We start from the raw sequence: 14,279 nt of genomic DNA, 5'->3' as shown, positions 1-14,279 counted from the left end.
GAATATTAGTATGAATGGTGTTGGCTCCACGACCCGTCATCATTCAGTCTATATTCTCTTCTATATTCTGCTGGGTTGTCGTATACTAAATGGAAGCACTCACCTTTTGCGTCAAACTCTTCCCTTCTGTAGACACCATTCTCAGAATTGCGGTATTCCCTGATTTTGAGCCCGCCTGGAAAGTGCTCGGTTACGGATTCGCTGCGTGCAGTATACGTACGCTCCGTTACTCTGCCGTCAGCCCAACGTGTTTGAGATCGTACACTGTCACCATCTCCCTGGATGAGCGTCACGGAGCCATCAGGAGACTTGATAAGCTCATTCCTTCCCCCGTCCTCGACCACCCTGGTAATCTGTGTGCCATTGGGGAGAGTTTGGGTTTCAGTGCCATTCTCCGAGAAGACCCTGCCGTCAGCAAATCTCGTGATCACACCAGCGCCCTCGATGCCGTACATACCAGAGCCGGCCTGCGCACCGCCGTAGGTGCCGATGCTTGTAGAGAAAAATGCTTCGAGCGCTTGCTGGATTGTAAACATCTAGTTGCCCCATTGCTCTCGAGCCTGGCTTACGACCGAGCTTCGACGCATTCGGAGCAAATTTTTGGCGCAGGTAGAACTCTCGGGATGGAGAGGTTTTTAGGAGTATTTGATACCTAAGCGCTTCATATATATACAGAAAGTTTTATCTTCCCATACGAAGCGCAACTCATGATGATCATTGCCGGAGCGGCATGCGGCTATGGATATCTGCCATTGAAATTCACGAACCCGTTGCACCAACAATCGCACTGACGTTGCGATATGTTTGCTGTAGCTGCTCCAGCAGCACCTTCGCGCTCGGCAGTCCTGCCACCGTCGCCAGACGCTTGAGGATCACCGGCGGCACCTTCTCCGCATTGAACTTGCCTTCGATGGTCAGGCGCTGCCACTGAAAGATGTCGTTGAAGAGCCGGTGCGCGTCGATGAGTGTCCTTGCGTCATCGGATGACAGCAAGCCGAGAGCTTGAATCTTGGCGAAAGTTGCTTCCGTCGAGAGGCCCGCGAGCGATGGGTGCTTATGCGCATGCGCCAGAACCAGGCCTTGCGCGATGAAGTCGAGATCGGTGAGGCCGCCGCGGGCGAGCTTCATGTCCCAGGGGTCGTCGTCTCCCTTCTCCTGCGCGATCAGCTCGCGCATGGCGCGCACGTCCTTGAACACGTGCTTCGCATCGCGCGGGGCGGTGAGAATATCCTTCACGGCCTGCGCAACGTCAGCGCCGAAAGCCTCATCGCCCGCGAGCACGCGGGCGCGGGTGAGCGCCATGTGCTCCCATAGATCGGCTTCGGTCTTCTGGTAGTTCACGAAGCCCTTGAACTGCGAGGCGACGGGCCCCTTGCCGCCCTGCGGGCGCAGGCGCAGGTCGACCTCGTAGAGCAATCCGCGTCGCGTCGGCACCGTGAGTGCCGAGACGAGGCGCTGCGTCAGGCGCGTATAGTAGACCACGGCATCAAGGCTGCGCGGGCCGGTGCTCTCGCGGTTGTTCTCGTCGAAATCGTAGACCACCACGAGATCGAGATCGGAGCCCGCCGTCAGCTCCCGGCTTCCCAATCGGCCGAGGCCGAGAACAGCAATGCGCCCCCCCGGCACGGTGCCATGCTCCACTTGATAAGCGCGGCGCACTTCATCGAACGACGCGCGGATAACCGCGCGTGCGATGGCCGCATAGGCTTCTCCCGTCTGCGTTGGAGAGATGACGCCGGAGAGCAGGCGCGCGCTGGTGACGAAACGCATTTGGCGCGCCGCGTCACGCACCCGGTCGAGAAAGTCTTCGAAGTCGCGCGGCGGCCCGATGAGCTGCCGCACCTGGCCCTCGATGGTTTCATCATCAGTGGTGGGTGTGCCGAAGGCGGGATCGATGAGCGCATCGAGCACATGGGGCGATTGCGCCACCGTGTCGGCGAGGCGCGGTGCGGTGCCCAGAAGATCCGCGAAGAGGAGCCGCAGGCGGTCGTGGGATTGCAGGATGGTGAGGAGTTCAACGGCCGCCGGCATGCGCCCGAAGGCGCGGTCGAGGGCCGCCAGCGCCCCATCGGGATCGGCGGTGCCGCCGAGCGCGGCGAGCAGCGCCGGCGTGAGTTCGGTCAGCACCTCGCGGGCGCGGGCGCTTTGGATCGCGGGACGCCGGCCGAAATGCCAGCCGCGCACCGTTTCGGCCACACGCTCGGGTTCGTGGAAGCCGAGGCGCTGGAGGGTCGCGAGCGTATCGGGATCGTTGTCCGAGCCGGTGAAGACGAGGCTGCCCACGTCGGAGGCGAGCTCCGGCCCTTCCTCGAACAGAAGCGCATAATGCCCCTGCACGATTGTCGCCTGATCGGTCAGCGCCTTTGCGAAGGCTTTCAGGTTGGGGTAGCCGCAGAACTTCGCGAAGGGCTTGAGCTGCTCCTCGTCTGAGGGCAGGCGCTGCGTCTGCTCGTCCGCCACCATCTGCAGCCGGTGCTCGATGGTGCGCAGGAACCGGTAGGCATCCGAGAGCTCGTCGCGGGCCTGTGCCGTGATCCAGCCCTCGTCATGGAGCGCTTTCAGCATGTCGAGGGTGCGGCGTCCGCGCAAACCCGGACGCCGCCCGCCGAACACGAGCTGCTGCGTCTGCACGAAGAACTCGATCTCGCGGATGCCGCCGCGCCCGAGCTTGATGTCGTGGCCTGCCACCGCGATCTGATCGTGCCCGCGCACCGCATGGATCTGCCGCTTCATGGCGTGCACGTCGGCGATGGACGCGAAATCGAAATACTTGCGCCAGATGAAGGGACGCAGCTCCTTCAGGAAGTTCTCTCCAAGCGTCAGGTCCCCGGCGATGGGCCGCGCCTTGATGAAGGCCGCGCGCTCCCAGTTCTGCCCGACGGTCTCGTAATAGACATAGGCCGAGGACAGGGAGACGGCGGTGGGCGTCGAACCAGGGTCGGGGCGCAGGCGATAATCGACGCGATGCACATAGCCGTCGGCGGTGCGCTCCTGCAGCAGCTTGGCGAGCTGCTGGGCGATACGGGTATAGATCGTCGCGGCTTCGGAAGGATCGCGCAGCGCGCCCGTCTCCGGGTCGAAGAAGATCACGAGGTCGATGTCGCTCGAGTAGTTCAGCTCCCCTGCCCCGTGCTTGCCCAGCGCCAGCACGGTGAAGCCGGAGCCCTCGCCTGGAGCGTCGGGGCTCGCGAGAGTCACGCGCCCGAGATCCGCCATCTCGGTGAGCACGAGATTCACGCCGCCAGCCACGGACGCATCGGCGAAATCCGACAGCGCCTGCGTCACCTGCTCCGCGCTCCAGAGCCCGCCGATATCCGCCATGGCGACGAGGAGCGCATGGGCGTTGCGGTTCCGCCGGAAGCTGCGCACGGCATCGTCGCGGGTGATCGCGCCGCTTCGCAGCTCGCGGAACAGGTTGGTCTGGTTGTCGATGATGGTGCGATGAGCCTCCTCCGGCGAGGAGAAGGCGAGCCTCGCCATGCGGGCGGGATCGTTGACAATCAGCTGCCAGAGAAACGGGGAATGATCGGCAATGCCCAGGAGAAGATCGCGGTATGATCCCTCGTCGAGCTGTTCCAGCAGAGCCGCCGCCTCGGGCTCGTCGCGGACGCGGTCGATGAAATCCTTCAACTGCGCCCTGGCCCGCTTCTGGTCGGCCACGACCGGGGCACTGATCAAGCGGCTGAGGAGGGAATCTTTCGTATCCGGCACTGCGGGTCCCTTCGGGTTCCTACGGATGGCCCGAGTGTTCACGCCGGACCTTCGGAGGCAACCGAAAAGTGCCGCGAGGCTCTCATCCTTCAGGCTTAAGCGGCTGTCTGCAGGGCTGCCTGCGGAAGGTCCGCAGCCTTCAGCGGCAAGGTCAGCACGACCCTCAAGCCGGGCGCGTTGTCCTCCAGCCGGAGCGCCCCGCCATGGAGTCTCGCCACGGCTGCGGCAAGGCTCAAGCCCAGTCCGAAGCCGGGGCGCGACCGGGCCGTCTCGAGGCGGACGAAGCGCTCCAGCACCCGGCCCCGTTCCGCCTCCGGAATGCCGGGGCCTCGGTCGGCCACCGCGATCCGCACCTCGCCGTCGCGGCGATGGGCCGATACGCTGATCGTCTTGTTGGCGGCGTCCGACGAGGCACCGTATTTGAGGGCGTTGTCCAGAAGGTTCGACATCGCCTGCCCGAGAAGCTCGCGGCTGCCGTGAACGGGCAGGCCCTCCTCGACCGAAATCTCGAGATCCACGCCGACCTCCTCGGCCAGCGCGTCGTAGAGCTCGGCCACGCCGCGCACGGCCTCGGCGGCATCGAAATCGGCCAATCCCTCGCGGGCATTGCCGGCCTCGAGCCGCGCGATCATGAGCAGCGCGTTGAAGATGCGGATCAGATTGTCGCTCTCGTCGATGGTGGCTTCCAAGGCCGTCTTCAGCTCGTCAGGGGTCTTGGCCGTGCGCAGGGCCTCGTCGGCCTTGTTGCGCAGGCGCGTCAGCGGCGTCTTGAGGTCGTGGGCGATGTTGTCCGAGACCTCCTGCATGCCGCGCATCAGCTCGCCGATGCGGTCGAGCATGGCGTTCAGGTTCTGCGCGAGGCGATCGAGCTCGTCTCCGGTTCCGGCCACTTTCAGCCGCCCGCCGAGATCGCCCGCCATGATGTGGCGCGTGATGTCGGTCATGTCGTCGACGCGCTTGAGCACCCGTCGCGTGATGAACCACCCGCCAAGACAGCCGAGAACGCCGATGAAGAGCAGGGAATATCCGAACGCGCGCTGGATGATCTCCCGCAGGCGCCGGCGCTCCTCCACGTCGCGTCCGACGAGGAGGCGGAACCCGCCGGGCAGGAGATAGACCCGCACGATGGCTACATCAGGCCGCGTTTCGGTCTCGTCGGTGCGGTTGTAGAGCGTCTCGAACTGGCCAGTCCGCCCGAGCACGTCGGGTGGCAACGCGCCCACATTGCCGGCAACCCGTTCGCCGGCTTCCGTGGTCACCAGATAGAGCAAGGCGCCCGGCGCCCGCGAGCGCCTCTCGACGTTGTTCACGAGACGACGCAGGCCGCCGAACCTGTACTGATCGGACAGGCTGTTGATCTCGGATTCGATGCTGGAGACAAACTGCTCGGTCAGGAGCCGCTGGGCGTTCCAGGCCACATAGCCCAGTGCTACGAAGGCGAAGATGGTGAAGATGAGCAGATAAGCGAAGGACAGCTTGAAGGCGGTTGTGCGAACGAGCTTGCCGAGGGCCGACATGAAGGCGCTCATGACCGCGCCCTCATTCCTCTTCCCCCTCGGCACCAACGCGCACCGTGTAGCCTGCGCCGCGGATGGTATGGATGAGCGGCTTGTCGAAGCCCTTGTCGATCTTGGCGCGCAGGCGCGAGACGTGAACGTCGATCACGTTGGTCTGGGGGTCGAAGTGATAGTCCCACACGTGCTCCAGCAGCATGGTGCGGGTGACCACCTGGTTGGCGTTCTTCATCAGATATTCGAGCAGCCGGAACTCGCGCGGCTGCAGCACGATCTCCTGGCCCGAGCGCGTCACGCGATGGGACAGGCGGTCGAGCTCGAGATCGGCGATGCGATAGACCGTCGGCTCCGCATTGGGCGCCGAGGCGCGGCGGCGCGAGAGAACCTCGACGCGGGCGAGAAGCTCGGAGAAGGCATAGGGCTTTGGGAGATAGTCGTCCCCGCCCGCGCGCAACCCCTTCACTCGATCATCGACCTGGCCCAGCGCCGACAGGATGAGAACCGGCGTCTCGACCTTCTGCTCCCGGAGCGACCGGATCAGGGAAAGGCCGTCCAGCTTGGGCAGCATGCGGTCGACCACGAGCACGTCGTAGTCGCCTGCTTCCGCCATGGCATAGCCGTCGAGGCCGTCGGCGGCGTGGTCCGCCATGTGGCCCGCTTCGCGAAAGGCTTTGACGAGGTAGGAGGCCGCCTCCCGGTCGTCCTCGATGATCAGTATCTGCATCAGCCTACACGCCGCACAGGAAAAAGCCCGTCGGCGGACCGGTCCTGGAGGGGAAAGACCGGTCCGCCGCGGGCAGAAGACACCAGGTGTCGGGGGCAATCAACTAAGAAAGCCTGGTGCCTATGCTTTATCCGAAGGAGGGAGCATTTGCAGCGCATCGGATGAATCCCGAAAGCGGTGTCCGCTTTTGGGTACGATGCTCTAGACGCCCTTCGGCTGGCTCGCGACCTCGAGGGTCACGGTCCGCTCCTTGCCGTCACGCCAGAGGGTGAGCGACAGGGTCTTGCCCGGGGCGACATTGGCCACCTTGCGGGACAAGTCCTTGGCCTCGTTGATCGGCTGGCCGTCGACGGCAATGATCGTGTCGCCCGTCTTGACCCCGGCCTTGGTGGCGGGCCCGTCCTTCATGGCTTCGGCCACAAGGGCGCCCTTGGGCTCCTTCAGGCCGATGGCCTCGGCGATCTCCTTGGTCACCGGCTGCATCTGCACGCCGATGAAGCCGCGGGTCACGGAGCCGCTCTCCTTGAGGGACGCAACAACGGTCTCGACCGTGCTCGCCGGGATGGCAAACGCAATACCCACATTGCCGCCCGACGGCGAGAAGATCGCCGTGTTCACGCCCACGACTTCGCCTGCGAGGTTGAAGGTCGGGCCTCCCGAGTTGCCCCGGTTCACGGAGGCGTCGATCTGGATGAAGTCGTCGTAGGGACCGGCGCCGATGTCGCGGTGCTGGGCCGACACGATACCGGCCGTCACCGTGCCGCCGAGGCCGAACGGGTTGCCGATGGCCACCACCCAGTCGCCGATGCGGGCCTTCTGGCCAGCCATGCGAACGTAGGGGAAGTCGCTGCCCTCGACCTTCAGCAGGGCGAGGTCGGTCTTCGGGTCGGTGCCCACAACCTTGGCGTCCAGCGTCTTGCCGTCGTCCATGGTGATCTCGACCTCGGAGCCCTTGTCGACCACGTGGTTGTTGGTCACGATGTAGCCGTCGGCCGACACGAAGAAGCCGGAGCCCATGGACTGGCCGAAGCGGCGGGGCTGCTCGCGGCGCTGGCCGCGATCACCACGGTCACCACGCTCGCCGTCGCGGAACTGGCGGAAGAAGCGCTCCATCGGGTGGCCGGGAGGCAGGTCCGGGGCCGAGAAGCGCGGGCCGTCCTCGTCGTCGCGGTCGGCCACGTTCTGCACCTTGACCTTCACGGAAACGACGGCGGGCTTCACCCGCTCGATCACGTCGGCGAACGACGGAACGTTCTGCACCGGCTGAGCCATGGAGCGCAGCTCGGCATGGGCGGCATTGGGGGCAACGAGACCGCTCTCGACGGCGCCGCCTGCGATCAACGCAGCCACGGCCGCCGCGCCGAGCCATGTCGCGGTGCGCTTGCGGGCAGGAGTGGAAACCTTGTCCAACATCTCTTGTCTCTCCTCGAAGAACCCTTGTCGGTTCGTCATGGGAGCAAGATGGGGTGTGCCGCCTTACGGTACCCTCACCCGCAGATGAAATGTTGGTAAGGTTTGGTCAGGAGGCGGATTTGTCCTGGTTGAGCAGCGCGTCCAGCGCCCTGCGCTCCTCCTCGTCGAGGGCTGCGGCGGGGGCTTGCGGGCGCGTTCTCAGAGCCGCGTAGGCGCCGATGCCGCCGAGGATCAGGATAAGGGCCGGGGTCAGCCACAGCAGCAACGTATGCGAGCCGAAGGTCGGCTTGAGCAGCACGAACTCGCCGTAGCGCTGAACGAGAAAGCTTTCCACCTCGTCGTCGGTGTCGCCGGCGACCAGCCGCTCGCGCACCAGGAGGCGCAGGTCCTTGGCAAGCTGGGCGTCGGAATCGTCGATGGACTGGTTCTGGCAGACGAGGCAGCGCAGGCCCGCCGAGATCTCGCGGGCGCGCTTTTCGAGGGCCTGATCCTTCAGCACCTCATTGGGCTGAACAGCGAAGGCCGGGGCGCTGAAGAACAGGGCCGCGATGAGGGCGAGGACGACGCGCATGGCCTACTCCGCAGGAACCGCAGCCGGCGGCATGGTCCGGGCGGGAGCCGGGGCGCCGATGCGCAGGCGCCGGTCGGTGAGCGATATGCCGCCGCCGATCGCCATCACCAGGGAGCCGATCCAGATCAGCAGCACGAGGGGCTTGTGGTAGAGCCTGACGCCGACGGATCCGTCGGGCTGCGTGTCGCCGATGCTGGTATAGACTTGGCCGAGACCCACTGTCAGGATACCGGCCTCCGTGGTCGGCATGCCGCGGGTCACGTAGAGGCGCTTCATGGTCTCGAGCGTTCCGATCTCCCGGCCGGAACCGAACACGGTCAGGACGGCAGCGTCCTCGCGATAGTTGGCCTCGACGCGCGGAACGACCCGTTCGAGCCGCACCTCGTAGTCGCCGCCCTTCAGGCGCTCGCCCACCTTCAGGCTACCGATGGCCTCGACGCCCCAGGCGGTGGCGGCGATGCCGATGACGGTGAGGCCCACGCCCGCGTGCGCGATGGCCGAGCCCCAGGCCGAGCGCGGAAGTCCCCGCGCCTTGCGCCAGGCGATCGACAAGGGAGTGCCCTTCGACCAGGAGCGCGTCATGATCTCGTTGATCGAGCCGAGCACCAGATAGAGCCCGAGCCCGATGCCGAGGGGCGCCGCCACCGGGCCGCCATAGGTGAAGGCGAACAGCACGATGGTGGCCAGGAGCGAGATGCCGAATACCGCATAGAGGCGCTGTGCCGTGCCGAGGAAGTTACCGCGCTTCCAGGCGAGCGTCTGACCGAGGGGCAGGAGCAGCAGGAGCGGCACGATCAAGGGCAGGAACGTGAAGTTGAAGAAGGGCGCGCCGACCGAGATCTTCTCACCCGTCAGCACCTCCAGGGCCAGCGGGTAGAGCGTGCCGATGAACACGGTGGCGCAGGCGGTGGCGAGGAACAGGTTGTTCACCACGAGGGCGCCCTCGCGGGAGACGGGCGCGAACAGGCCGCCCTGCTTCAGCATCGGGGCACGCCACGCGAAGAGCGAGAGCGAGCCGCCGATGAACAGGATCAGGATGCCGAGGATGAAGGTGCCGCGCTCCGGGTCCACCGCGAAGGAATGGACGGAGGTCAGCACGCCGGAGCGAACCAGGAAGGTGCCGAGGAGCGACAGTGAGAAGGTCAGGATGGCGAGCAGGATCGTCCACACCTTCAGGGCATCGCGCTTTTCCATCACCACGGTGGAGTGCATGAGCGCCGTGCCGGCAAGCCATGGCATGAGCGAGGCGTTCTCCACCGGATCCCAGAACCACCAGCCGCCCCAGCCGAGCTCGTAATAGGCCCAGTAGGAGCCCATGGCGATGCCGAGCGTGAGGAAGGCCCAGGCGCCGAGCGTCCAGGGACGGACGATTCTGGCCCAGACCGCGTCGATGCGCCCGTCGATCAGAGCCGCGCAGGCGAAGGCAAAGGAGATCGAGAAGCCCACATAGCCGATGTAGAGAAGCGGCGGATGGATCGCGAGGCCGGGATCCTGCAGCAGCGGATTGAGGTCCTGCCCCTCCAGCGCTGCCGGAACCACGCGCGTGAAGGGGTTGGATGTGGTGAGGATGAAGAGCAGGAACGCGATGGTGACGGCGGCCTGCACGGCCAGCGTGTTCGCCTGCAGCCGCATGGGAATGCTGTTGCGGGAGACCGCCACGACAGCGCCGAACAGGGCCAGGATCAGCACCCACAGCAGCATGGAGCCTTCATGGTTCCCCCACACGCCGGAGATCTTGTAGATCAGGGGCTTTGCCGAGTGCGAGTTCTGGACGACATTGAGCACCGAGAAGTCGGAGCTCAGATAGGCGAAGGTCAAGCCTAAGAACGCGAAGGCGATGCAGCCGAAGACCGCCAGCGCGCTCGTCGGCGCCACGGCCATCAGCACGGGATCGTTGGCGCGCGCGCCCCAGAGCGGCACGAGGAACTGGATCAGCGACAGGCCCAGGGCAAGCGCGAGTGCGAAATGTCCGGCCTCGACCAACACGAGGTTTCTCCCTTGCTACTGCGTCTCTTTACTGGGTCTTGGGCGAAGCATCGGCCTCGCCCTGCCAGTGGCCCTGCTTTTTGAGCGTATCGGCCACCTCGCGCGGCATGTAGTTCTCGTCGTGCTTGGCGAGAACCGAGTCGGCCCGGAAAACGCTCGGACTTTCGAGAATACCCTCGGCCACGACTCCCTGTCCCTCGCGGAACAGGTCGGGCAGCAGCCCCTTGTAGTTCACCTTGATCGCAGCCTGGGCATCCATGACCTCGAACGTGATCTGCTGGTCGGCGCCGCGCTGCACGGAGCCCTCCTTCACGAGGCCGCCGAGGCGGATGCGCGTGCCGGGCTGAACGCTCTTCGCCTGGATGTCGGCCGGCGAGTTGAAGAACACGATCGTGTCGTTCATGGCATAGAGCACAAGCCCGAGGGCGACCGCGAGGACGCATCCGGCAACTCCGATGAGGGTCAGGCGGCGCTGTTTTCTCGTCATGGCTGAGCGTCGGTCAGTTTCAGTTCCTGGGCCATCGTGTCGATGGTCTTCAAGGCCTCGATATCCTGTGCCAGAGCCTGCCGGGCGCGCTTCGCCGCTTGCACGGCCTTGTCGCGCTGCCCCAGCACGGCATAGGAGCGCATCAGACGTGCCCATTCCTCGGCAGAGCCGCCTTGGGCCTCGAGGCGGCTTGCAAGCCCGGCCACCATGCCGGCGATGGCCTCCGGGCCGACCTGTGCAGCCCCGGCCAGAGCTGTCCCAGGTTGGGGAGCGCCGAGCGCTGCCAGCTCCTGCCTCACGGCATCCGCCCAGGGGGCATCGGCCGGCGAGGAGGCGAGCAGCTCCTGGAGAATGGTCTTGGCCTTGTCGGTCTGTCCGTCCTGGACGGCCGCGCGGGCGAGGTAGAACTGGGCCTTGGGCGCGCTCGGGTCGAGCTTGACGGCCTGTTCGAAGGCTCCCTGCGCCTCCGCCGAAATAAGCCCGTCCTTGGCGAGCACCAGAGCCTCGCCGTAATTGGCAAAACGGACGGCATCGGGGGCCTGATAGCGGATGGCCGATTCATAGGCCTTCACCGCGTCCTCGATGCGGCCCATGCGCAGATAGACCGGGGCGATGACCTCCCAGCCGCGCCCGTCCTGCGGGTTCCTGGCGAGATGCGCCTCGATCTCGGCCACCGCGCCGAGCAGATTGCTGCTGCCCGCCTGCTGCGGCTGCATCCGCGCGCCCGGAGGTTCGCTCAGCAGCTGGGGCGAGCCGTAGATTTCGTAAGTCGCGAGCGCCAGAAGCGGGATGATCGACAGGGCGAGCGTCGATGCGGCGCGGCGGCGGCGCAGGGCCGGCTCGCCCACGGCAGCGAAGGCTTCTTCGGCCTGCAGGCCCGTGGCCCGCAGCAGGCGGCGCCCCGCCTCCGCCTTGGCGGCCTCCGCCTCGCTTGGAAGAATCACGCCGCGGGCCAGATCCCGTTCGATCTCAGCAATCTGCGCGCGGTAGAACTGCGTGTCCGGATCGGCCTGGCGGCCGACGGCATAGTGGCGCGACAGCGGCCACAGCACCGCCATCACGGCTGCCGCCGTCATTGCCAGAAGAATAAGCCAGATCACCATAAAGTCCTATTTACTCCGTGTCCTCCTCAAGCACGACGGTGGCACGGTGTCACGCGCAAATCTCCTTAAGGGGAACTCCTATCCCCCGGGAGTTCCAGGATCGCGCGCAAGCCCCCCATGGGCGAGGCATCGAGCTTGAGCGAACCCCGATAGAGGGCCGCCAGATCGCTGACGATGGAGAGGCCGAGGCCCGATCCCGGCTTCGTCTCGTCGAGCCGCCGGCCGCGCTTGAGCATCTCGGTCCTGGCGGCTTCAGGCAGCCCCGGCCCGTCGTCGTCGATGAGCAGGCGGAAGCGCGGCCGGTCGTCGTCCCGGACGATTTCCGTGGCCACCACCACCTTGCGCGCGGCCCATTTGGCCGCGTTGTCGATGAGGTTGCCGGCCATCTCCTCGAGGTCCTGCTTCTCGCCGCGGAAGCGCAGGTCCGGCGGGATCGCGAGTTCCACCTCAAGGTCCTTGTCGCGGTAGATCTTCGCGAAGGTGCGCGCGAGCCCTGCGATCACGGGCTCGGCCTCGGTCAGGGTTCCGAGGGTGCCGGCAAGCGCGGCCGCGCGGGCGCGGTCAAGATAGTAATTGACCTGATCGCGCATGAGCGTCGCCTGCTCGCGAACCCTGGCGGCCACTTCCTCCGGGGCGTTCTCGGCCTCGTTCATGATGATGCTGAGCGGCGTCTTGAGCGCGTGGGCGAGGTTGCCCACCTGGGTGCGGGCCCGCTCCAGGATCTCCCGGTTTGTGTCGAGGAGCAGGTTCAATTCGCTGGCCAGCGGAGAGATGTCGCGCGGATACTCGCCCGCGATGCGCTCCGCCTCCCCCTCCCGGATGGCGCCGAGGGCACTGCGGAGATTCGACAGGGGCCGCAGGCCGAAGCGGATCTGCAGCAGGGTGGTGAAACCGAGCGCCAGCCCGAGAAGCGAGAAGGTGACGGTGAGGGCGAAGATGAAGTCCCGCACCGCGGCTTCGATCTCGTCGGACGGTCCCGCCACCCGAATGATGTAGCGCCCGTCCTCGCCGAGGTCGATGTCGCGCTCGATGATCCGCAGGGAGCGGTCGTCGGGTGCGCGGCCATAGCCGCGGCGGATCTGGCCGAACCGGTCGTCGCCGGCGGTCAGGTTGGGCAATTGCCCGCCGAAGAGGGATTTCGAGGAGCGGATCTCGGCCGCCGCTGCGTTGGGGCGCGCCACCTGCCAGTACCAGCCGGACAGCGGCAGCTCGAACCGGGGATCGCCGATAGGGCCGAGATCCCGGTCGGGATCGCCCGGTCCGACGAGGTTGGAGGCCAGCGTATTGGCGTAGACGAGGAGCCGCTGGTCGAAGGCCCGCTCCGTGTTGTCCCGGTAGAGCGTCGACAGGATCAGCCCCGCGATCAGCAGGATCACGAAGCTCCAGAAGACTGAGGAGACCGCCAGCCGGACCGCGATGGGCCGGCCGGCAAAGCGCTTCAGGAGCGGCGACAGGCCGGTCACGTCTTGGTCTGGGCCTGGGTGGCGTCGAGGAGATAGCCCAGTCCGCGGACCGTCTGGATGATGTCGACGCCGAGCTTCTTGCGCAGCCTGCCGATGAAGACCTCGATGGTGTTGGAGTCCCGGTCGAAATCCTGGTCGTAGAGATGCTCGGTCAGCTCGCCCCGCGAGACGATGCGTCCCATGTGGTGCATGAGGTAGGACAGGAGCCGGTACTCGTGCGAGGTCAGCTTCACGGGGTTGCCGTCCACGGCCACGCGGCCGGAGCGGGTGTCGAGCTTCACGGGCCCGCAGGAGATCTCGCTCGTGGCATGGCCGGCGGAGCGGCGCAGCAGGGCGCGCACGCGGGCGAGAAGCTCCTCCATGTGGAAGGGCTTCGTGACGTAGTCGTCGGCTCCCGCATCGAAGCCCTGCACCTTGTCGCTCCAGCGGTCGCGGGCGGTGAGGATGATGACCGGGGTCTTGCGTCCCTCGCGGCGCCAGGCGGTCAGCACGGAGACGCCGTCCACCTTGGGCAGGCCGAGATCGAGGATGATGGCGTCGTAGGGCTCGGTTTCCCCGAGGAACTGCCCCTCCTCGCCGTCCATGGCGGCATCCACCGCGTAGCCTGCCTGTTCAAGGGCGGTCACGATCTGCTTATTGAGGGTTCTGTCGTCCTCGACAACGAGTAGGCGCACGGTTTTCGCTTTCTCTACTTTACCGATCTCACGCGCCCGGAAGAGCCGTCGATCATCACTTGCACGATGCGACCGTCCTTTTGCAAGGCCATGATCACATAGACAAGGGCATCGCTGTTGCGGCAGAGGCTCGCCCGGACCACGTCGGCGCCCGGCACCTGGCGACGGGCGGTCATCACGGCGGAGGCCGGCGTGACGACGCCCTTCGAGGCCACGGCTTCCTGCATCTCGCGCGGCGGAAGGCAGTTTCCGAGGGCCGCCGACGCGCTCTGCGCATAGGCCGCCCCCATCGCCCCCCACAACGCTATGACCAGACAAACCAGACGCATGAGGTGACCATGCCTTTGCCGCACTGAACGAATTCTGAATATAGCTAGGGCCGGTTTCGCTGGCATAAACCGGCCCTTATCCGGAAGAACACCGCTAGTTCAGGATCTGTTTCGTGGCCACGATCCGGAACAGGGTCGAGGCGATGAAGCTGCCGGCGGCGATGAGCTGGACGAGCGCCTCCTCGACGGCCCCGGTGGCGAGCGCCGAGCCGTCGAAGCCGAACAGCCCGAAGACCAGGGCTACAAGCCCGATCAGGTTGGACCAGACGGCGCGGCTGGCCAGAATGGTTTTGGTATCGAACAT

At 65.8% G+C, this 14,279-nt stretch carries 13 protein-coding genes; all 13 read right to left on the bottom strand.

Annotated elements, in window-relative coordinates; genetic code table 11:
* Window positions 1-5: 5 nt before the first annotated feature.
* The 13 genes from AC0QTX_RS15975 to AC0QTX_RS15915 all read right to left on the bottom strand — a co-directional run bounded on the left by AC0QTX_RS15975 (window position 6) and on the right by AC0QTX_RS15915 (window position 14,279).
* Window positions 6-536: a hypothetical protein gene (locus AC0QTX_RS15975; RefSeq protein WP_474604802.1), complete on the bottom strand. Its 531-nt coding sequence runs from the start codon at window positions 534-536 to the stop codon at window positions 6-8.
* 223 nt (window positions 537-759) lie between these two features.
* Window positions 760-3,711: a bifunctional [glutamine synthetase] adenylyltransferase/[glutamine synthetase]-adenylyl-L-tyrosine phosphorylase gene (locus AC0QTX_RS15970; protein WP_474604801.1), complete on the bottom strand. Its 2,952-nt coding sequence runs from the start codon at window positions 3,709-3,711 to the stop codon at window positions 760-762.
* A 95-nt stretch (window positions 3,712-3,806) separates the two neighbouring features.
* A complete protein-coding gene (locus AC0QTX_RS15965; protein ID WP_474604800.1) occupies window positions 3,807-5,240 on the bottom strand; it encodes a HAMP domain-containing sensor histidine kinase in 1,434 nt (477 codons plus the stop codon).
* Between the two features lie 10 nt (window positions 5,241-5,250).
* The gene (locus tag AC0QTX_RS15960) at window positions 5,251-5,949 is read right to left on the bottom strand and encodes a winged helix-turn-helix domain-containing protein (RefSeq protein WP_474604799.1); all 699 of its coding nucleotides are present in this window, start codon (window positions 5,947-5,949) and stop codon (window positions 5,251-5,253) included.
* 201 nt (window positions 5,950-6,150) lie between these two features.
* Window positions 6,151-7,362: a trypsin-like peptidase domain-containing protein gene (locus AC0QTX_RS15955; protein ID WP_474604798.1), complete on the bottom strand. Its 1,212-nt coding sequence runs from the start codon at window positions 7,360-7,362 to the stop codon at window positions 6,151-6,153.
* A 106-nt stretch (window positions 7,363-7,468) separates the two neighbouring features.
* Window positions 7,469-7,933 carry a cytochrome c-type biogenesis protein gene (locus AC0QTX_RS15950; protein ID WP_474604797.1) on the bottom strand — a complete coding sequence of 155 codons (465 nt, stop codon included), beginning with the start codon at window positions 7,931-7,933 and terminating at the stop codon, window positions 7,469-7,471.
* 3 nt (window positions 7,934-7,936) lie between these two features.
* Entirely contained in the window at window positions 7,937-9,919 is a 1,983-nt protein-coding gene (locus tag AC0QTX_RS15945) for a heme lyase CcmF/NrfE family subunit (protein WP_474604796.1), read from the bottom strand.
* A 28-nt stretch (window positions 9,920-9,947) separates the two neighbouring features.
* On the bottom strand, window positions 9,948-10,406 hold the full coding sequence (gene ccmE / locus AC0QTX_RS15940) for a cytochrome c maturation protein CcmE (protein ID WP_474604795.1): 459 nt from the start codon (window positions 10,404-10,406) through the stop codon (window positions 9,948-9,950).
* A complete protein-coding gene (gene ccmI / locus AC0QTX_RS15935) occupies window positions 10,403-11,509 on the bottom strand; it encodes a c-type cytochrome biogenesis protein CcmI (RefSeq protein WP_474604794.1) in 1,107 nt (368 codons plus the stop codon). Before ccmI ends, ccmE begins: the two co-directional genes overlap by 4 nt.
* 65 nt (window positions 11,510-11,574) lie before the next feature.
* Window positions 11,575-12,972, bottom strand: a complete 1,398-nt coding sequence (locus AC0QTX_RS15930; protein ID WP_474604793.1) for a sensor histidine kinase — start codon at window positions 12,970-12,972, stop codon at window positions 11,575-11,577.
* Window positions 12,969-13,646, bottom strand: coding sequence for a response regulator transcription factor (locus AC0QTX_RS15925; protein ID WP_474604792.1), 678 nt, complete (start codon window positions 13,644-13,646; stop codon window positions 12,969-12,971). Before AC0QTX_RS15925 ends, AC0QTX_RS15930 begins: the two co-directional genes overlap by 4 nt.
* Before the next feature lie 14 nt (window positions 13,647-13,660).
* Window positions 13,661-13,975 (bottom strand): PepSY domain-containing protein, encoded by a 315-nt coding sequence (locus AC0QTX_RS15920; RefSeq protein ID WP_329794755.1) that lies wholly within the window; start codon window positions 13,973-13,975, stop codon window positions 13,661-13,663.
* A 94-nt stretch (window positions 13,976-14,069) separates the two neighbouring features.
* The gene (locus tag AC0QTX_RS15915; RefSeq protein WP_474604791.1) at window positions 14,070-14,279 is read right to left on the bottom strand and encodes a hypothetical protein; all 210 of its coding nucleotides are present in this window, start codon (window positions 14,277-14,279) and stop codon (window positions 14,070-14,072) included.

It is taken from the genome of Microvirga sp. jy35 (assembly GCF_056148915.1).
Note: the sequence above shows the minus strand (reverse complement) of the source record. Positions and strands in the feature narration are given on the sequence as shown.

Excerpts from the sequence above, each read along its gene's own strand:
- AC0QTX_RS15975 (WP_474604802.1), bottom strand. The coding sequence starts at position 536 with ATGTTTACAATCCAGCAAGCGCTCGAAGCATTTTTCTCTACAAGCATC.
- AC0QTX_RS15965 (WP_474604800.1), bottom strand. The coding sequence starts at position 5,240 with ATGAGCGCCTTCATGTCGGCCCTCGGCAAGCTCGTTCGCACAACCGCC.
- AC0QTX_RS15960 (WP_474604799.1), bottom strand. The coding sequence starts at position 5,949 with ATGCAGATACTGATCATCGAGGACGACCGGGAGGCGGCCTCCTACCTC.
- AC0QTX_RS15955 (WP_474604798.1), bottom strand. The coding sequence starts at position 7,362 with ATGTTGGACAAGGTTTCCACTCCTGCCCGCAAGCGCACCGCGACATGG.
- AC0QTX_RS15950 (WP_474604797.1), bottom strand. The coding sequence starts at position 7,933 with ATGCGCGTCGTCCTCGCCCTCATCGCGGCCCTGTTCTTCAGCGCCCCG.
- ccmE (WP_474604795.1), bottom strand. The coding sequence starts at position 10,406 with ATGACGAGAAAACAGCGCCGCCTGACCCTCATCGGAGTTGCCGGATGC.
- ccmI (WP_474604794.1), bottom strand. The coding sequence starts at position 11,509 with ATGGTGATCTGGCTTATTCTTCTGGCAATGACGGCGGCAGCCGTGATG.
- AC0QTX_RS15920 (WP_329794755.1), bottom strand. The coding sequence starts at position 13,975 with ATGCGTCTGGTTTGTCTGGTCATAGCGTTGTGGGGGGCGATGGGGGCG.
- AC0QTX_RS15915 (WP_474604791.1), bottom strand. The coding sequence starts at position 14,279 with ATGTTCGATACCAAAACCATTCTGGCCAGCCGCGCCGTCTGGTCCAAC.